Here is a 17,114-nt window from a genome sequence, read left to right on the forward strand (position 1 = left end):
AGCAATGGTCATGCCGTCTCTGCCAGCAGGGCGGCGTTGCGTGCACAGGAGGCTCAATGGCCGGAGTCATGGATTCGGTCAACCAGCGTACGCAGCTGGTTGGCCAGAATCGTCTCGAACTGCTGCTGTTCCGTTTGAACGGCAGCCAGCTGTACGGGATCAACGTGTTCAAGGTGAAGGAGGTGCTGCAGTGCCCCCGCCTGACCGTGATGCCCAAGTCCAGCCAGGTGGTGCGCGGGGTGGCGAACATCCGCGGCGGTACCATCCCGATCCTCGATCTGGCGCTGGCCACGGGGCGTCACGCCCTGCGGGATGTCGCCAACAGTTTCGTGATCATCACCGAGTACAACACCAAGGTGCAGGGCTTCCTGGTGCACTCGGTGGAGCGCATCGTCAACATGAATTGGGAGTCGATCCATCCGCCACCCAAGGGGACCGGTCGCGACCACTACCTGACGGCAGTGACGCGGGTGGACAACCAGTTGGTGGAAATCATCGACGTGGAGAAGATCCTCGCCGAAGTGGCGCCGACCTCGGAGGACATCTCCGAAGGCGTGCTGGATGCCGACACCCAGGCCCGCGCGGTGAGCAAGCGCGTGCTGGTGGTGGACGACTCCTCGGTGGCGCGCAAGCAACTGGTGCGTTGCCTGGAGACCGTCGGCGTCGAGGTGCTGGCGCTCAACGATGGCCGCCAGGCGCTGGATTACCTGCACCAGATGGTGGAGGCCGGCGGGCATCCGGGCAGCGATCTGTTGATGGTGATCTCGGATATCGAGATGCCGGAGATGGACGGCTACACGCTCACGGCGGAAATCCGTCACGACCCGCGCATGCAGGATCTGCACATTCTCCTGCATACTTCGTTGTCCGGGGTGTTCAACCAGGCCATGGTGAAGAAGGTCGGCGCTGACGACTTCCTCGCCAAGTTCCGTCCCGATGACCTGGCGGCCCGCGTGTCGGACCGGATCAAGGCCGTGGATGGCGCGTCGGCCTGACGGGTAGTGACGAGGTGCGGGTGGCGCCGGTGCCGCCCGCATCGTCTATGTTTTTTTGAGCACCGGTCAGGCAGTTGCCGCCGCACCGTCGGCAGCCGTCCACGAGCAAAGAGGTTTATCTGTGACATCCACCAATTCTGAATTCGAGCTGTTCCGGGATTTCCTGGAGAAGACCTGCGGCATCCTCCTGGGCGCCAACAAGCAGTACCTGGTCTCCAGCCGCTTGAACAAGTTGATGGAGCAGCAGGGCATCAAGTCCCTGGGCGAGCTGGTGCAGAAGATCCAGATGCGCAGCCAGCTGCGCGAGCAGGTGGTCGACGCGATGACCACCAACGAGACCCTGTGGTTTCGCGATACCTACCCCTTCGAAGTACTGAAGAACCGCGTGCTGCCGGAGATGATCAAGGCGGCGCCCGGCCAGCGCCTGCGCATCTGGTCGGCGGCCTGTTCCTCGGGGCAGGAACCTTATTCGCTGTCGATGGCCATCGACGAGTTCGAGCGCACCAACCTCGGCCAGCTCAAGGCGGGCGTGCAGATCGTCGCCACGGATCTCTCCGGCTCGATGCTCAGCGCCTGCAAGGCCGGTGAGTACGACAGCCTGGCGATTGGCCGCGGCCTGTCGCAGGAGCGCCTGGCGCGCTACTTCGACCAGAAGACTCCGGGGCGCTGGACGGTGAAGCCGGCGATCAAGAGCCGCGTGGAGTTCCGCGCGCTGAACCTGCTGGACAGCTACGCGACGCTGGGCAAGTTCGACATGGTGTTCTGCCGCAACGTACTGATCTATTTCTCGGCCGAGGTGAAGCGCGACATCCTGCTGCGCATCCATGCCACCCTCAAGCCCGGCGGCTACCTGTTCCTCGGCGCTTCCGAGGCGCTCAACGCACTGCCGGATCATTACCAGATGGTCCAGTGCAGCCCGGGCATCATCTACAAGGCCAAGTGATCGGCCGATACCCCGCCCAAGCGGGCGGGGTTCTCGTCGCGCTGTGCGGGCCATGGCCATGATCCGCAGGCTGCCCGTCACCAGGTCTTCGGCCGGTACCCTTTGACGCAGGCTCGCACTTCGTCGTCGATCACGTTGCCCGGCTTGATGCAGTCCGACAGCCTGCGCGGACTGTCGCTGTAGGGCGAAGCTGGCGGAGTGGCCTGCAGGCCGCTCGGGGAAATGCCCAGGCGTGTCTGCAGCAGCACCCAGCGTTCCTGGAGCCAGAGCTGGCTGGCGGGGTTGCGCCACAGGGCTGCGCCTGCCGCCACGATCAGCAAGGGGATGAGGAACCACAGCAACGCCTTCACCAGCATTCGCCACTTGCGCTTCGGCGCATCGGGCGGCTTCTGCCGGTTCTGTTGTTTGACCTGTTCCCAGTAGTAGTCGCGATCACGGTCGCTCATCGAGTGTCATTCCGCCGGCTGGATGGGTGCAGCGTAACGGCTGGCGCAGCGTGCGGCGAGGCGCGATCAGCGGTCCTTGTGACGGGCTTCGCGCACCACCATATTGGTCTGCATGACTGCCCCTCGAACCTCCACCCGCGGCAAGCGCGCCGATGTGCTGTCCGCCTTCCACCCGGCGGTGGCCGGCTGGTTCCGTGCGCATTTCAAGGCGCCGACCCAGGCGCAGGTACAGGCCTGGCCGGCGATCCAGGCAGGGGAATCGACGCTGGTCGCCGCACCCACCGGTTCGGGCAAGACGCTCACGGCTTTCCTCTCGGCCATCGATGCATTGGTCCGCGAGGGGCTGGATAACGGCGGCGTGCTGCCGGACCGCACCACGGTGGTCTACGTCTCGCCGCTCAAGGCGCTGTCCAACGACATTCGCATCAACCTTGAGGAACCGCTGGCCGGTATCCGCGCCGCGCTGGGCGAGATGGGCCTGCCGGAAGTGGACATCCGCACTGCCGTGCGCACCGGCGACACCACGACCAAGGAACGTGAGGCCATGCGCAAGCAGGTGCCGCATATCCTGGTGACCACGCCCGAATCGCTCTACGTGCTGCTCGGCTCGGACTCCGGCCGCGCCATGCTGGCCGGGGCGCGCAGCGTGATCGTCGATGAAATCCATGCACTGGCGGCGAGCAAGCGCGGCAGCCACCTGGCGCTGTCGCTGGAGCGTTTGCAGGCGTTGTGCGAGGCGCCGCTGGTGCGCATCGGCCTGTCCGCCACGCAGAAACCCATCGAAGCGGTGGCGCGTTTCCTGGTCGGCCGCCATCCGGCCTGCCGTATCGTCGACATCGGCTACAGCCGCCGGCGCGACCTGAACCTGGAGGTGCCGTCCGCGCCCTTGGAAGCGGTGATGTCCCACGACGTCTGGGACAAGGTCTACGACCGGCTGGCCGAGCTGGCCGGCGAACACCGCACCACGCTGGTGTTCGTCAACACCCGGCGGTTGGCTGAGCGCGTGACCCGGCATCTCGCCGAGCGCATCGGCGCCGGCTGGGTGGCGGCGCACCATGGCAGCCTGTCCAAGGAACTGCGCCTGGGCGCCGAGCAGCGGCTCAAGGCAGGGCAGCTGAAGGTGCTGGTAGCCACGGCCTCGCTGGAGCTGGGTATCGATATCGGCGACGTGGAGCTGGTCTGCCAGCTCGGCTCGCCGCGTTCCATCGCCGCTTTCCTGCAGCGTGTGGGGCGTTCCGGGCACAGTGTTGGCGGCACGCCCAAGGGGCGGCTATTCCCGACCTCGCGGGATGACCTGATCGAATGCGTAGCGCTGCTCGATAGTGTGCGGCAGAACGAGCTGGACGCGCTGAGCATTCCGCAAGCGCCGTTGGATGTGCTGGCCCAGCAGATAGTCGCTGAAGTGGCTTGCCAGGAATGGCGCGAGGACGCGCTGTTCGACCTGTTCACCGGCGCGCAGCCCTACGCCGAACTGAGCCGCGAGCACTTCGACGGCATGTTGCGCACCCTCGCCGAGGGCTACACCAGCCGCAACGGTCAGCGCGGCGCCTACCTGCACCGCGATGCGGTCCACCAGCGCCTGCGCGGCCGGCGCGGCGCCAAGCTGACCGCCGTGACTTCCGGCGGCACCATCCCCGATACCGGCGACTACGCCGTACTGCTGGAGCCGCAAGGCCTGACCGTGGGCACGGTGAATGAGGATTTCGCCGTGGAAAGCCTGGCGGGCGACGTGTTCCAGCTCGGCAACATTTCCTACCGCATCCTGCGCGTCGAACCGGGCCGCGTGCGCGTCGAGGATGCCCAGGGCCAGCCGCCGAACATTCCCTTCTGGCTCGGCGAGGCACCGGGGCGCAGCGATGAGCTGTCTACCAGTGTCGCTCGTCTGCGCGGCCAGCTGGACGAGTTGCTGGCCCAGGGCGAGAACGATCCCGAACCGCTGGCGCGGGCCATCGACTGGCTGCAGGAACAGCTCGGCCTGAACGATGCGGCAGCGCGGCAACTGGTGGAGTACCTGGCCCGTGCGCGCCACGCCCTTGGTGCACTGCCGACGCAGAAGACCCTGATACTCGAACGTTTCTTCGATGAATCCGGCGGCATGCAACTGGTCATCCATTCGCCCTACGGCAGCCGCCTCAACCGTGCCTGGGGCCTGGCGCTGCGCAAGCGCTTCTGTCGCACCTTCAACTTCGAACTGCAGGCAGCCGCCACCGAAGACGCGATCATCCTGTCGCTGTCCACCAGCCACAGCTTCCCGCTGGACGAGGTCTGGCGCTACCTGCATTCCAACAGCGCCGAGCACGTGCTGATCCAGGCGCTGCTCGACGCGCCGCTGTTCGGCGTGCGCTGGCGCTGGAACGCCACCACGGCGCTGGCGTTGCCGCGCTACAGCGGCGGCCGCAAGGTCGCCCCGCAGTTGCAGCGCATGCGCAGCGAAGACCTGTTGGCCTCGGTGTTCCCCGACCAGGTGGCGTGCCTGGAGAACATCGTTGGCGAGCGCGAGATTCCCGATCACCCGCTGGTGGCGCAGACCCTCGACGACTGCCTGCACGAAGCCATGGACTGCGAAGGCTGGCTGGCATTGCTGCGGCGCATGGAGCGCGGCGAGGTGACCTTGCTGGCGCGCGATCTGCCAGCACCTTCGCCATTGGCGGCGGAAGTATTGTCGGCCAGCCCCTACGCCTTCCTCGACGATGCGCCACTGGAAGAGCGCCGTACCCAGGCCGTGCAGAGCCGTCGCTGGACCGATCCGGAAAGCGCCGACGACCTCGGGGCGCTGGATGCCGACGCCATCGACGCGGTGCGCGCCGAGGCCTGGCCGGAAGCCCGCGACGCCGACGAGATGCACGAGGCTCTGACAGGCCTGGGCGGTATTCGCGAGAGCGAGGCACAGGCCAACGAGGGCTGGCCCTTCCTGCTCAAGTCGCTGGCCAGGGCGGGCCGGGCGACGCGCCTGGCGCTGCCGGTGGGCGATGTCTGGGTGGCGGCGGAGCGGCTCAGCCAGTGGCTGGCGCTGCATCCGCAGGTCACACGGACGCCCCTGCTGGACCTGCCACCGTCACTGCTTCAACCCTGCACGACCGATGAGGCGCAGGTCGAACTGGTACGGGCGCGCCTGACCGGTTTCGGCCCGCGGCTGTTGCGCGAGCTGGCCGACGACCTGGGGATATCCACCAGCGATGCCGGCTTCGCCCTGGCCAGCCTGGAGCGCGAGGGTTACGTACTGCGCGGCCGCTTCACGCCGGGCGCGCAGGAAGAGGAGTGGTGCGAGCGTCACTTGCTGGCGCGTATCCATCGCTACACGGTGAAGCGCCTGCGCCGGGAAATCGAACCGGTGCAACGTGCCGATTTCATGCGCTTCCTCTTCGACTGGCAGCGCGTCGCCAGCGGCACGCGGGTGCGCGGGGCGGAGTCCCTGGCCGGCGTGCTCAGTCAGCTGGAAGGCTTCCAGGCTGCAGCCTCTGCCTGGGAGAGCGACATCCTGCCCAGCCGCGTGGCTGACTACGGCATCAACTGGCTGGACGACCTCTGCCGTGCCGGTCGCATCGTCTGGGCGCGCTTGCCGGGCCGCAGCGCCGCAAAGGGCCGTGGTGGCCCGCTGAAGAGCACGCCTATCGTGCTCTTGCCGCGCGCGCAGATGGCGCAGTGGAGCGTGCTGGCTGTGGGGCAGGCGGACGCCGAGCTGTCGGCCAAGGCCGGCAAGGTGCTCGCCGTGCTCAAGGAGCACGGCGCGTCATTCTTCGAGGAACTTGCCAGCGACAGCCACCTGCTGCGCAGCGAGCTGGAAACCGTGCTGGGCGAACTGGTGGCGGCTGGGCGGGTGAATGCCGACAGCTTCGCCGGCCTGCGCGCCCTGCTGATGCCGGCGGCGCGTCGCCATCCGCAGCGCCGCTCGCGTACGCCGCTATTCGGCATGGCCGATGCCGGGCGCTGGGCGTTGCTGCGGCGCTCCACGCTGGAGCCCGGAGCACGGTTGCCGGCGGAAGCCCTCGAACACGTCGCCATGACCCTGCTGCGCCGCTACGGCGTGGTCTGCTGGCGCCTGCTCGACCGCGAGGCCGACTGGCTGCCGCCGTGGCGTGACCTGTTGCGGGTCTATCACCGCCTGGAGGCGCGCGGGGAAATCCGCGGCGGGCGCTTCGTCGCGGGGCTGACCGGCGAGCAGTTCGCCCTCCCTGAAGCGGTCGGCCTGCTGCGTGAAGTCCGTCGCCGGGAGGCGAACGGGGAATGGGTCGTGGTCTCCGCGGTGGATCCGCTGAACCTTGCCGGCACGCTGCTGCCGGGGCGCAAGGTGCCGGCTGTCAGCGGCAACCGGCTGCTCTACCGCGATGGCGTGCCGGTGGGCGCGCTGATCGCGGGTGAGGTGGAGTTGCTGGCCGAACTGCCGCCCGCGGACCAGACACTTGCGCGGGAACTGCTGATCCGTCGCTGATTCCGGCCTCGCCTGGCTTACACTCAGCGGCACGCACGTCTTTCCTGCGAGGGTGTGATGCTGTCCCGCGAGCCGCCGACTCTGCCTGTCCTGCTGCGCCAGCGGTGGTTCCTGCCGCTGCTGGTGCTCGCCCTGTGCCTACGCCTTTATGGTCTGTCGGATTCGGCACTGTGGGGGGACGAGACCTCCAGCCTGTTCCTCGCCCGCTATTCGCCGGTCCAGCTCTGGCAGCACGCCGCCCACGACGTGCATCCGCCGCTGTACTTCTTCCTGCTGCATGCCTGGGTTGGAGTGGCGGGCGAGGGCGTTCTTTCGCTGCGATCGTTCAGCGCCGTGTTCGGCACGCTTGCGGTGTTTCTCGGTGGTTGGCTGGTGTGGCGGCTGGCTTCGCCGCGGGCCGCTTTCATCGCCGTGCTGTTGTTGGCAATGCTGCCCACGGCGGTACGTTACAGCCAGGAAGTGCGCATGTATTCGCTGCTCGGCTGCTGGTTGCTGGCGGCGACGCTGGCGTTGCTGTACTGGCTGCAGGTGCAGCGGCGGCGCTATCTGCTGGTGTATGTCGCGCTGATGACCGCGGCCTTCTACACCCATTACTTCAGCCTGTTCGGCGCACTAGTGCAGTGGCTGTGGCTGGCGACGCTGCCGAACAGCCCGCTGCGCCGACGCGACTGGTGGCTGGCGAACCTGGCCATCGCCGTGCTGTTCCTGCCCTGGTTGCCGGGGTTGTTCGACCTGATGCGCCACATGGCGGTGCTGGAAGCGGGTGGCGACGTGGGCTGGCAGCCGCCGGTGGATGCGCGCTCGCTACCCTCGATGCTCTGGCAGTGGCTGGCGCAATCCGATGGCAACGAGTTGCCCTGGCCCGTGCTGCTCGGCGTGCCGCTGCTGCTGGTCGCGGCGGCTGCACTGGTGCTGCGCGCCGACCGCAGTCCCCAGCGTGGCGCGGTGCTGCTGGCACTCTATTGCGGCGTGCCCTTGCTCCTGCTGTATGGCATCTCGTTCATTTCCCCGGTGTTCGTCGAGCGCTATCTCACGGCCTTTGCCCTGGGCTTGCCGCTGCTGCTGGCGCTGGCGCTGGATCGCCTGCTGGATAAGCGCCGTGCGCTGGGAGCGGTGCTGCTGGTGACCCTGCTGGGGGTGCAGGGCATCGGGGTGGGGCGCGCGATCGCCATCGACCCGGACGAGCAGTTCGACGGCATGGCGGCCTACGTCAACGCACACTACCGCGCCGGCGACCGGGTGGTGGTCGATGACATCCTCTGGTACCTGACCTTCCGCTACTACAACCAGACCGGCCACGAACCAATGCTCTACACCGCGCCAGCGGCGGACGGCAGCACGGGGCGGCCGGGGCGTTATGGCTTTGGATCGCTGATCGACGACCGCCAGCATGCCTTTGTCGACCGCCTGGCGGACCTGCCGCAGGACCAGGGGCGCGTCTGGCTGGTAATGAGCCGCTACAATGACCAGGAGATTCCCGACGTGCCGGCCACCTGGAAACGGGTGGCGCAGCATGCCGGCGGGGAGGTGCAGGCGATTCTCTTCGAGCGCACGGCGCAGCGTAACGCGGCGCGCTGAGGGCAACCGTTGCGTTGCAGCCTTAGAAACGGATGCGCCCGGTAAAGGCGTCCTTGAGCATCACCCAGTCGCCCATCAGCGACCACAGCGGGTACTTGAAGGTGGCGGGGCGGTTCTTCTCGAACACGAAGTGGCCGACCCAGGCGAAGCCGTAGCCGGCCAATGGCATGGCCAGCAGCCACAACCAGTGCCCGCTGACGATGGCGTAGGCGAGGATCGACAGCACCAGCAGGCTGCCCACGTAATGCAGGCGACGGCACACGGCGTTGCTGTGCTCCTGCAGGTAATACGGGTAGAACTCGGCGAAGCTCTGGAATCGATCGGCGGTCTGGGTGCTCATGGCGCACCTCCTGTTGTTGTGGTGGCCCAGTGTAGGCTGGAGCTGTCGGACTTGCGGATGGCATAGGGGACCAGTTTAGTATCCCCCTGCGCCGCCAGCTGTCTGGCGGTGGCGCCGTTGACCACCATAACCAGAAGAAAACGCATGCCTGAGCGTACGACCCTGTCCAGTTGGGTGCGGGGAATCGTCCAGTCCCTGGAACTGGAAGGCCTGGACAGCCGAGCGCTGTTCGCCGAACTGGGATTGGATTTCGCTGCCCTCGACGACCCTGATGCGCGCTTCCCGCAGGACGCCATGAGCCGTCTGTGGAACCGCGCCGTGGAGCTGTCCGGCAATCCGGCCATCGGCCTGAACATTGCCCGCGTGCACACTCCGGCGTTCCCGGTGGTGGGCTACGCGCTGATGTCCAGCCGCAACCTGGGCGAGGGCTTCGAGCGGCTCGAGCGCTACCAGCGGATCATCGCCGAGGGCGCCGACCTGACCTTCCGCCGCCTCCCCGAAGGCTGCCTCTACCGCATCGTGGTCCACGGCGACCGGCTGCCGGTGCCGCGGCAGAGCGCGGAGTGCTCGCTGGCCAGCCTGACTGCCATGCTGCGCTGGATTACCGGGCGGGCGATCAAGCCGCTGGAGGTGCGCCTGGCAGGCGAGCCGCCGCAGGACATCGAGCCCTACCGGGAACTGTTCCAGGCGCCGCTGAGCTTCGGCCACGCCGACTGCGCGATGCTGTTTTCCCACGAGGACATGGCCGCGCTGCTACCCACTGCCAACGAGGAACTGGCGCGCCTGCACGACCGCTTTGCCGGGGAGTACCTGGCGCGTTTCGTCAGCAGCCGCTTCAGCCACCAGACGCGCCAGGTGCTGTGCCGCCTGCTGCCCCAGGGCGAGCCCAAGCGCGAGAGCGTGGCGCAGGCGCTGCACCTGTCCGAACGCACCCTGCAGCGTCGCCTGCAGGAAGAGGGGACCAGCTACCAGCAACTGCTCGACGACACCCGCCGCGAGCTGGCCCAGCAGTACCTCGCCACGCCGCGCATGACGCTGCTGGAGATTGCCTACCTGCTGGGGTTCTCGGAGCCGAGCAACTTCTTCCGTGCCTTCCGCCGCTGGTTCGGCAAGACGCCGGGGGAGTACCGCGAGGAGTTGTGATCACCCCGGCGTCAATCGCTTGGTTGTAGGAGCGAGCTTGCTCGCGAACCGCTTGATGGCGGTGCCCAGCCGTTCGCGAGCAAGCTCGCTCCTACAGAAGCCTGCTGCAGCCGGCTAGCGCAGTCGGCGCCTGGGATTGATGGGTATCGCTGCGCTCCACGCCATCCTACTGCGTGTTCATCCTGCAAATTTGCTGGCAGGGACGGTCAGTGCCGCCAGAACGCCGGGGTGAACAGCACCAGCACCGTGATGATCTCCAGGCGGCCCGCCAGCATGCCGCCGCAGAGCAGCCATTTGGCGGCGTCCGGCAGTGAGGCGAAGTTGCCCGAAGGGCCGATGATCGGGCCCATGCCCGGGCCGACGCCGGCCACGGTGCTGGCCGCGCCGGTCAGCGAGGTCATCCAGTCCAGGCCGAGGAACGACAGGCCCAGCGCCAGGGCACCGACGGTGGCGCCGAAGAAGAACGAGAAGGTCAGGATCGAACGCACGATCTCCTCGTCCAGGCGGTGGCCGTTGTAGCTTTGCTTGATCACCGCGCGCGGGTGGATCAGTTGGTAGAGGCTGGCACGCAGCAGGGTGAAGGCCACCTGGAAGCGGAAGATCTTGATGCCGCCGGCAGTGGAGCCGGAGCAGCCGCCGATGAAGCCCAGGTAGAAGAACAGCATGATCGAGAAGTGGCCCCACAGGCTGTAGTCGCCCAGGGCGAAGCCGGTGGTGGTGACCACCGAGGTCACGTTCACCGCGACGATGCGGAAGGCGTCCAGCCAGGGCAGGCTGGACGTCACCGAGTACCAGGTGCCCATCACCAGCCAGGTGACCACCAGCAGGCCGAGGAAACCGTGGACCTGGTGGTCACGGATCAGCGCCTTGCGGTTGCCGCGCAGCATGGATACGTACAGCACGAAGGGGATGCTGCCCAGGATCATCACCACCACCGCGACCCAGTGCACCGCCGGTTGGTGCCACTTGGCCAGCGACTGGTCGGAGGTGGAGAAACCGCCGGTGGAGATCGCCGACATGGCGTGGTTGAGCGAGTCGAACAGGCCCATCCCGGCCCACCAGAAGGCCAGCGTGCCGGCGATGGTGATCGCCACGTAAACACCGACTATGTACTTGGCCACCATGTGCGAGCGCGGCATGACCTTGTCGGAGCGGTCGGAGGATTCGGTCTGGAACAGGCGCATGCCACCGATGCGCAGCATCGGCAGGATCGCCACCGCCATGGCGATGAAGCCGATACCGCCCAGCCAGTGCAGCAGCGAGCGCCAGATGAGGATGCCGGGCGACATCTTGTCCAGCCCCGACAGCACGGTGGAACCGGTGGCGGTGATGCCGGACATGCTCTCGAAGATCGCGTCGGTGAAGCTGATGTGCCGGGCGAACATGAAGGGCAGGGAGGAGAAGAAGCAGACGATCACCCAGCTCGACACGGTGAGCATGTACATGTCCCGCGGGCGCAGGTGCACCTGCTCCGGGCGGCCGGGGATGACCAGGCCGAGTCCGCAGGTGAAGGTGATGATCGCCGACCAGATGAACGGGTGCAGTTCGTTCGCGCGGCCGTAGTAGAGCAGCGTGGCCATGGGGACCAGCATGGCGACCGCCAGCGTGATCACGAAGATGCCGATGATGAATCCGAGGGTGCGTAGTGTCGGCAGGGCCATGCGCTGAGGTCTGAATCCAGTGGGAATCGGCCATTTTACCTGCCGTCTGCCGAGAGTAAACCGCGTGACGCCGGTCTCCTTTACAAGTTGTGCAGAGAATGAAGGCGCTGTCTTTCGCGGGCAAATGCGAACCCTTTGCGTCTACAATGGCGGCTTTCGAGATTGACTGGAGGCAGCCCATGGAGGCTCTCGACGCGTTGCTCAACCGTGTGTCCCACGCCCGCCTTAGCGAGCCGGCACCGTCCGCCGAGCAACTGGACCGGCTGTTCCGCTCGGCGTTGCGCGCGCCGGATCATGGGCAACTGCGCCCCTGGCGTTTCATCACCGTGGAAGGCGAGGCGCGCAAGGAACTGGGCGAGTTGTTCGCCCGCGCTGTGGCGGCGAACGAGCCGGACGGCAAGCCCGAGGCGCTGGACAAGGCTCGCGCCATGCCACTGCGCGCGCCCTTGCTGGTGGTGGCCGTGGCACGCCTGCAGGAGCACCCCAAGGTGCCGGAAATCGAACAGTGGCTGGCCGCAGGCTGTGCCGCCCACGGTATCGTCCAGGCAGCCTATGTCGAGGGATTGGGGGCGATGTGGCGGACGGGCGCCATGGCGTTCGATCCGCTGGTGCGTGAAGGCCTGGGCCTGACCGAGAATGAGCGCATCGTCGGCTTCATCTACCTCGGCACGCCGGTCGGCGAGCTGCGCCGCCCGGCGCCGCTGGACCCGGCCGGCTTCGTCAGCGCCTGGCAGGGCTGAGCGGCAGTTCCAGGCGAACCTTCCAGCCGCCGTCGCGCGCGCGCCAGAACAGGTGGCCACCCTGCCAGCCGGCCAGTCGCCGCGCCGGGGGCAGGGCATCCGGCAGCCAGGCCCGCGCTTGCGGGTCGTGGCCGTGCAGGTCCAGGCGCAGTTCTCCGTGGGCTGAGCTGAGCGAGAGTTTCAGCGCTGCGTGCGGTTGCCGCGCCAGCGCCGCCTCCAGCAACGAATCCAGGGCCTCGCCCAGTGCGTCCGGCCAGCTTTCCAGTGGCCAGGTGCCACTCTGCGGCAGGCTCAGGCGCACGCCGGGCCAGCGGGCGCGCCATTGTGCGGCGTGACGTGCCAGCTCTACAGCCAGCACCAGGTACTGCGGGTCGTCGCAGGGCTCGCTGCGCAGCAGGGCTGCCGGCGGCAGCGCCTGTTGCAGGGCGGGGATCGGGGTAGCGATGGCGGGAAGGCTCATGGTGGCTCTCCGAAAATGCGCTCGGTTCAGGCGGCTTGCCGACGCAATGGCAGGTCGATGCTGGCCAGGAAACCGCCGTCGGGATGGTTGCTCAGGCGTAACCGCCCATGGTGGCGCTCGATGGCGCGGCGGGCGATGGCCAGGCCCAGCCCGTGGCCAGGGCTGCTCTGGTTGGGAGCGCGGAAGAAAGGTTCGCCCAGTTGCGCCAGGTGTTCCTCGCTGGCGCCAGGGCCATGGTCTCGAATGCTGATGTGCAGGCGCTCGCCGTCGATCCGTGCCTGAACTTCCAGCGGGTGCTGGGGCGGGTTGAAGCGCAGGGCATTGCGCAGCAGGTTGTCGAGGGCGCGTTCGAGCATGTCCGGCCAGCCGTCCAGGGCCAGTTGCGCAGCGACGTCGAGCTGGATGTCCTGTTCCGGGTAGAGCAGTTGCGCGTCATTGCGCAGGCGTTCGAACAGTGGCAGCAGGTCGATGCGGCTGGTGGGGCCGGGATCGGCGTCGAGACGGGCGAGGGCGAGGATTTCGCCGATCAGCGCTTCCAGGCGATCGCATTCCTGTTCCAGGCGTGGCCACATGGCGGCGCGCTGTTCGGGGCCGGCACGTTCGGCCAGGGCCAGGGCAATGCGCAGGCGCGCCAGTGGTGAACGCAGTTCGTGGGACACATCGCGCAGCAGCTGGCGCTGGCTGCCGATCAGCCCTTGCAGGCGGGCGCCCATGCGGTTGAAGTCGCGGGCCAGCACGCCCAGTTCGTCGCCACGGCGGGAGAGGCGGGCGAGGCTGTCCTGTTGATAACTGGTCTGGCCGAGGTCATGCACGGCGCGGCGCAGGCGGTTCAGCGGGCGGGTGATGGACAGCGTCAGCAGCAGGCTGAATACGGTCAGCACCACCAGGGCGATGCCCAGCGCACTGAGCGGCCAGAGCAGGCTGCTGCGGTGCCAGGCCTGCAACGTCGGGTGTGGAATACGGTAGATGAACAGGTAGGTCTGGTCGGTGCGGCTGCTGGTGTATTCCTGGCTGAGCTGGCGCCAGGGGAAGCGCGGCAGGTTTTCACGGTCGAAGCTGTTGTCGCGTGGGCGCGGTGGTCGTGGCAGGTAGGTGCCGTTGACCAGGCGCTGGCCGGTTTCGTCGAGCACCTGCACTGACAGCTCGTACTGCTGCCGGCGGCTTTCCAGTAATTGCTGTGCGGCGTCGGGGCCTTTCGTCTCGTAAAGCAGGGTCCATTGCTTGGCGATGTCGTGCAGCCCCGGATAGCGGGCGATGACCCAGGTGTCCTGGTTCAGCGCGCGGCCCAGCAGGATCGACAGTCCGGCCACCAGCAACAGGGCGAGCCAGAAGGCGGCGAGGATCCGCCAGAAGAGTGAACGCATGGTCTTCCTGTTCAGCCGCATGGTCTATCCGTTGTCAGGGCTCACGGCAAGACGCCGGGAATGAACCCGGCGCCTGCACATCGTGGAGCGATCAGTTGGTCTTGGCGCCGTCCTTCTGGGCCTTCCATGTCTGGAATTCCGCCCATTCGGCCTTGCGCTGTTCACGCTGCTTCTTCAGCTCGTCGAACTTCTTCTGCTGCTCGGGAGTGAGGATGCCGCGAATGCTGGCGTCGGCCTTGTCGTGGTTGGCCTTGAGCTCTTCCTGCATGGCCTTGCGATCGGCTTCGGGCAGTTTGTTCCAGTATTTCTCGGTGATCGCGCGGCGATCCTTCATCGAGTCGCCCATCACCTTGCCGACTTGCTGGCGCTGGTCCTGGGTCAGGTTCAGTTCGCGGAACGCACCGCCGCGTTCGCCACCGTGCTTGCCGGGGCCATGGTCTTTCATGAACGGGGCCGGCGGCGGGGCGTCGGTCGGCGCGGGAGTGGCCGCCAGCGCGACGGTCGGCAGGGCGGCGGCGATCAGCAGGGCGGTCAGGGTCTTGCGCATGGTGTTTCTCCTTTCAGGGGCCGGTCGTTACCGGATGAGCCCAGTCTAGGGTCGGCAAGGTCAAGGGCGGTCAGGCCCACGTAAAGCTTCGGTAAAGATTAGGTGAGGCCCTGCTGGAATCTTTACGAAAGCCCGGGCCAGAGCGGCCCGGGCTGGGAGTGCGGAGAGGTCAGGGCGCGTAGAAGTAGCCGCGCCCGCGCAGGGCGAGGATGCGCGGGCGGCCGTCGGGGTGGCCGCCGAGCTTCTTGCGCAGGTTGCTGACGTGCATGTCCAGGCTGCGGTCGTACAGCGTCAGCTTGCGACCCAGCGCGAGCTGGGCCAGGGCCTGCTTGTCCAGCGGCTCGCCCGGTTGGCGCAGCAGGGCTTCGAGGATGCGGCTTTCGGAGAGGGTCAGGCTGATCTCTTCGGTGCCTATGGTGACCACGCCGCGCGACAGGTTCAGCGCCAGGTCGCCCAGTTCCAGTTGCGCGCTGGGTTGCGCCGGGTGGCTGCGGCGTAGCACGGCACGCAGGCGGGCGGTCAGTTCGCGCGGGTCGCAGGGCTTGGCCAGGTAGTCGTCGGCGCCCAGCTCCAGGCCGAGGATACGGTCCAGCGGCTCACCTCGGGCGGAGAGCATCAGCACCGGCAGGTCCGGGTGGTCGCTGCGCAGCGACTTGAGCAGTTCCAGGCCGCTGCCGTCGGGCAGCATGACATCGAGCACGACCGCGTCCGGCGCTCGGCTGCCGAGGGCAGCTCGGGCCTGCGCGCCATCATGGGCGGCGCGGATGCTGAAGCCTTCCTGGGTCAGCCAGGTGCTCAGCAGCTCGCAGAGTTCGACATCGTCGTCGATCAGCAGCAGTTCACTCATGAAGAGGCTTCTTTCAGTTGATCCATTCGCGGCGCTGGCGGCGCTTGCCGCGGGCCAGTGCACCGAGGATGAAGGCCAGCAGGGCCGTGCCGGCGCCGGTCACGTACCAGGTCTGCTGTTCGCTGAGCAGGCGCGGCGGCTGGTTGGCCTGGGCTTCACGCAGCTGCAGCTTCAGACGCTGGTTTTCCTGGCGCAGACCTGTGATCTGGGCTTCGTCCTGGCTGTTGTCGGGGTTGGCCAACTGCTCGCTCAAGGCCTGGCGCTGCTGTTCGCTTTCGGCGAGGCGGCTTTCCAGCGTGGCGATGCGGTCGGCGTTTTCCTGTCCGCTGTCCGTTGCATTGCTCGAGGCATTGCTCAAGGCATTATCGGGCAGGGGGATGGGGCGGGTATTGGACAGCGCCGGCGTCAGGGGTTCCGTGGCGGGCTCTTCGGCCAGGGCGGCGGCGGGCAGGGCGAGGCACAGCAGCAAGGGCAGACGATACATCGGGACTCCTTGTTCGATGATACGGCGCCAGCCCGGACGGGCCGGCGGATACGACTGCGCATCCCCGGCGTCCCTGCCCTGGGGCTGCAACGATGGGGGTCGTTACGGCAGGACTTTCTTGAACGGCTTGACCACGACGTCAGCGTAGACACCCGCGGCGCGGTACGGGTCGGCGTCGGCCCAGGCTTGCGCGGCGGCCAGGGAGTCGAATTCGGCGACGATCAGGCTGCCGGTGAAGCCGGCGGCGCCCGGGTCGTTGCTGTCGATGGCCGGGTGCGGGCCGGCCAGGACCAGGCGGCACTCTTCCTTCAGTTGCTCCAGGCGGGCGATGTGCGCGGGGCGGGTGGCCAGGCGGCGTTCTTGGGAGGCGGTGATGTCACGGGCAATGATCGCGTAGAGCATGTCAGTCCTTGGGTTTTTCGCCGGTAGGCTCATCGTGCATGTGGCGGGCCAGGAACACGCCCTGGCCGATCAGGAACAGCAGGGTCATGCCCAGGCTGCCGAACACCTTGAAGTCCACCCAGTAGTCCTGGAAGGTGAAGGCGACGAACAACTGGACACAGCCGCAGATCAGGAAGAACAGCACCCAGGCGATGTTCAGCTTCGCCCAGAGGGAATCGGCCAGGTTGACTGCATGGCCCATGATGCGCTGGATCAGCGGGCGGTCGCCGATGAAGTGGCTGCCGGCGAAGGCCAGGGCGAACAGCCAGTTCACCACCGGTGCCTTCCATTTGAGGAAGGTTTCGCTGTGGAAGGCCAGGGTCATGCCGCCGAACACCAGGCATGCCGCGAGCGTCACCCATTGGCCCTTGTCCAGCTTGCGCTGCTTGATCAGCAGGGCGCCGTAAACCACCACGGAGGTGGCGATCAGCACGGCCGTGGCGCTGTAGATTCCCCCGACCGAGAAGCTCTGGCCGGCGAGTTCGACGTTGCGCGGGTCGAGCTTGTAGACGATGAAGAAGAGAATGAGGGGAATGAAATCGATGAATTGCTTCATTACGGCAGCCAGAGCCCAGTAGAGCCGGCATAATACCAACCTGCGGGTGAACTGAAAGGGCCATCCGCCCAACGCTGCGTCAGATCATGGTTTCAAGCCGTTGCCGCGGGAGCGTTGGCACAGAAGCGTCTATACAGAAA

16 protein-coding genes are annotated in these 17,114 nt (G+C 67.0%); 6 read left to right on the forward strand and 10 right to left on the reverse strand.

Going from position 1 to position 17,114, the window contains the following annotated elements:
• The first annotated feature begins 56 nt into the window (after positions 1-56).
• Together RS899_RS04895 and cheR are read left to right on the forward strand one after the other, a co-directional pair.
• Complete coding sequence (locus RS899_RS04895; protein WP_037011045.1) at positions 57-995, forward strand: chemotaxis protein CheV; 939 nt, start codon at positions 57-59, stop codon at positions 993-995.
• A 121-nt stretch (positions 996-1,116) separates the two neighbouring features.
• Positions 1,117-1,938 (forward strand): protein-glutamate O-methyltransferase CheR, encoded by an 822-nt coding sequence (gene cheR / locus RS899_RS04900; RefSeq protein WP_024764333.1) that lies wholly within the window; start codon positions 1,117-1,119, stop codon positions 1,936-1,938.
• 77 nt (positions 1,939-2,015) lie between these two features.
• On the opposite strand, the gene RS899_RS04905 is transcribed toward cheR, so the two are convergent.
• Positions 2,016-2,384: a hypothetical protein gene (locus tag RS899_RS04905; protein ID WP_233298050.1), complete on the reverse strand. Its 369-nt coding sequence runs from the start codon at positions 2,382-2,384 to the stop codon at positions 2,016-2,018.
• Positions 2,385-2,496: 112 nt separating this feature from the next.
• On the opposite strand from RS899_RS04905, the gene RS899_RS04910 reads away from it, so the two are divergent.
• Positions 2,497-6,813 carry a DEAD/DEAH box helicase gene (locus tag RS899_RS04910; RefSeq protein WP_315809223.1) on the forward strand — a complete coding sequence of 1,439 codons (4,317 nt, stop codon included), beginning with the start codon at positions 2,497-2,499 and terminating at the stop codon, positions 6,811-6,813.
• A 57-nt stretch (positions 6,814-6,870) separates the two neighbouring features.
• Positions 6,871-8,391, forward strand: a complete 1,521-nt coding sequence (locus tag RS899_RS04915; protein WP_315809224.1) for a glycosyltransferase family 39 protein — start codon at positions 6,871-6,873, stop codon at positions 8,389-8,391.
• Between the two features lie 22 nt (positions 8,392-8,413).
• Here RS899_RS04915 and RS899_RS04920 read toward each other — a convergent pair whose 3' ends face one another.
• Positions 8,414-8,731, reverse strand: coding sequence for an Mpo1-like protein (locus RS899_RS04920; protein ID WP_045210136.1), 318 nt, complete (start codon positions 8,729-8,731; stop codon positions 8,414-8,416).
• A gap of 144 nt (positions 8,732-8,875) precedes the next feature.
• Between RS899_RS04920 and RS899_RS04925 the strand changes: the two genes are divergently transcribed.
• Entirely contained in the window at positions 8,876-9,874 is a 999-nt protein-coding gene (locus RS899_RS04925; RefSeq protein WP_315809225.1) for an AraC family transcriptional regulator, read from the forward strand.
• A gap of 206 nt (positions 9,875-10,080) precedes the next feature.
• On the opposite strand, the gene RS899_RS04930 is transcribed toward RS899_RS04925, so the two are convergent.
• The gene (locus RS899_RS04930; protein WP_054909383.1) at positions 10,081-11,535 is read right to left on the reverse strand and encodes a TrkH family potassium uptake protein; all 1,455 of its coding nucleotides are present in this window, start codon (positions 11,533-11,535) and stop codon (positions 10,081-10,083) included.
• 179 nt (positions 11,536-11,714) lie between these two features.
• On the opposite strand from RS899_RS04930, the gene RS899_RS04935 reads away from it, so the two are divergent.
• Positions 11,715-12,275, forward strand: a complete 561-nt coding sequence (locus RS899_RS04935; RefSeq protein WP_054909382.1) for an NAD(P)H nitroreductase — start codon at positions 11,715-11,717, stop codon at positions 12,273-12,275.
• On the opposite strand, the gene RS899_RS04940 is transcribed toward RS899_RS04935, so the two are convergent.
• The 7 genes from RS899_RS04940 to RS899_RS04970 form a co-directional block, all read right to left on the reverse strand.
• Positions 12,256-12,735 carry a hypothetical protein gene (locus tag RS899_RS04940; RefSeq protein ID WP_315809226.1) on the reverse strand — a complete coding sequence of 160 codons (480 nt, stop codon included), beginning with the start codon at positions 12,733-12,735 and terminating at the stop codon, positions 12,256-12,258. The genes RS899_RS04935 and RS899_RS04940 overlap by 20 nt on opposite strands.
• A gap of 26 nt (positions 12,736-12,761) precedes the next feature.
• Entirely contained in the window at positions 12,762-14,099 is a 1,338-nt protein-coding gene (locus RS899_RS04945) for a sensor histidine kinase (protein ID WP_054909400.1), read from the reverse strand.
• Between the two features lie 91 nt (positions 14,100-14,190).
• Positions 14,191-14,646 carry a Spy/CpxP family protein refolding chaperone gene (locus RS899_RS04950; protein WP_024766429.1) on the reverse strand — a complete coding sequence of 152 codons (456 nt, stop codon included), beginning with the start codon at positions 14,644-14,646 and terminating at the stop codon, positions 14,191-14,193.
• Between the two features lie 169 nt (positions 14,647-14,815).
• Positions 14,816-15,493, reverse strand: a complete 678-nt coding sequence (locus RS899_RS04955; protein WP_054909380.1) for a response regulator transcription factor — start codon at positions 15,491-15,493, stop codon at positions 14,816-14,818.
• A gap of 13 nt (positions 15,494-15,506) precedes the next feature.
• Entirely contained in the window at positions 15,507-15,977 is a 471-nt protein-coding gene (locus tag RS899_RS04960) for a translation initiation factor 2 (IF-2, GTPase) (RefSeq protein WP_315809227.1), read from the reverse strand.
• Positions 15,978-16,079: 102 nt separating this feature from the next.
• Positions 16,080-16,379, reverse strand: coding sequence for a YciI family protein (locus RS899_RS04965; protein WP_315809228.1), 300 nt, complete (start codon positions 16,377-16,379; stop codon positions 16,080-16,082).
• Position 16,380: 1 nt separating this feature from the next.
• The gene (locus tag RS899_RS04970; RefSeq protein WP_315809229.1) at positions 16,381-16,974 is read right to left on the reverse strand and encodes a septation protein A; all 594 of its coding nucleotides are present in this window, start codon (positions 16,972-16,974) and stop codon (positions 16,381-16,383) included.
• Positions 16,975-17,114: the final 140 nt, after the last annotated feature.

Source organism: Pseudomonas sp. C9-3 (assembly GCF_032392015.1).
Classification (GTDB): Bacteria; Pseudomonadota; Gammaproteobacteria; order Pseudomonadales; family Pseudomonadaceae; genus Pseudomonas; species Pseudomonas nitroreducens.

Excerpts from the sequence above, each read along its gene's own strand:
- RS899_RS04895 (WP_037011045.1), top strand. The coding sequence starts at position 57 with ATGGCCGGAGTCATGGATTCGGTCAACCAGCGTACGCAGCTGGTTGGC.
- RS899_RS04905 (WP_233298050.1), bottom strand. The coding sequence starts at position 2,384 with ATGAGCGACCGTGATCGCGACTACTACTGGGAACAGGTCAAACAACAG.
- RS899_RS04910 (WP_315809223.1), top strand. The coding sequence starts at position 2,497 with ATGACTGCCCCTCGAACCTCCACCCGCGGCAAGCGCGCCGATGTGCTG.
- RS899_RS04915 (WP_315809224.1), top strand. The coding sequence starts at position 6,871 with ATGCTGTCCCGCGAGCCGCCGACTCTGCCTGTCCTGCTGCGCCAGCGG.
- RS899_RS04920 (WP_045210136.1), bottom strand. The coding sequence starts at position 8,731 with ATGAGCACCCAGACCGCCGATCGATTCCAGAGCTTCGCCGAGTTCTAC.
- RS899_RS04925 (WP_315809225.1), top strand. The coding sequence starts at position 8,876 with ATGCCTGAGCGTACGACCCTGTCCAGTTGGGTGCGGGGAATCGTCCAG.
- RS899_RS04930 (WP_054909383.1), bottom strand. The coding sequence starts at position 11,535 with ATGGCCCTGCCGACACTACGCACCCTCGGATTCATCATCGGCATCTTC.
- RS899_RS04935 (WP_054909382.1), top strand. The coding sequence starts at position 11,715 with ATGGAGGCTCTCGACGCGTTGCTCAACCGTGTGTCCCACGCCCGCCTT.
- RS899_RS04940 (WP_315809226.1), bottom strand. The coding sequence starts at position 12,735 with ATGAGCCTTCCCGCCATCGCTACCCCGATCCCCGCCCTGCAACAGGCG.
- RS899_RS04945 (WP_054909400.1), bottom strand. The coding sequence starts at position 14,099 with ATGCGTTCACTCTTCTGGCGGATCCTCGCCGCCTTCTGGCTCGCCCTG.
- RS899_RS04950 (WP_024766429.1), bottom strand. The coding sequence starts at position 14,646 with ATGCGCAAGACCCTGACCGCCCTGCTGATCGCCGCCGCCCTGCCGACC.
- RS899_RS04955 (WP_054909380.1), bottom strand. The coding sequence starts at position 15,493 with ATGAGTGAACTGCTGCTGATCGACGACGATGTCGAACTCTGCGAGCTG.
- RS899_RS04960 (WP_315809227.1), bottom strand. The coding sequence starts at position 15,977 with ATGTATCGTCTGCCCTTGCTGCTGTGCCTCGCCCTGCCCGCCGCCGCC.
- RS899_RS04965 (WP_315809228.1), bottom strand. The coding sequence starts at position 16,379 with ATGCTCTACGCGATCATTGCCCGTGACATCACCGCCTCCCAAGAACGC.
- RS899_RS04970 (WP_315809229.1), bottom strand. The coding sequence starts at position 16,974 with ATGAAGCAATTCATCGATTTCATTCCCCTCATTCTCTTCTTCATCGTC.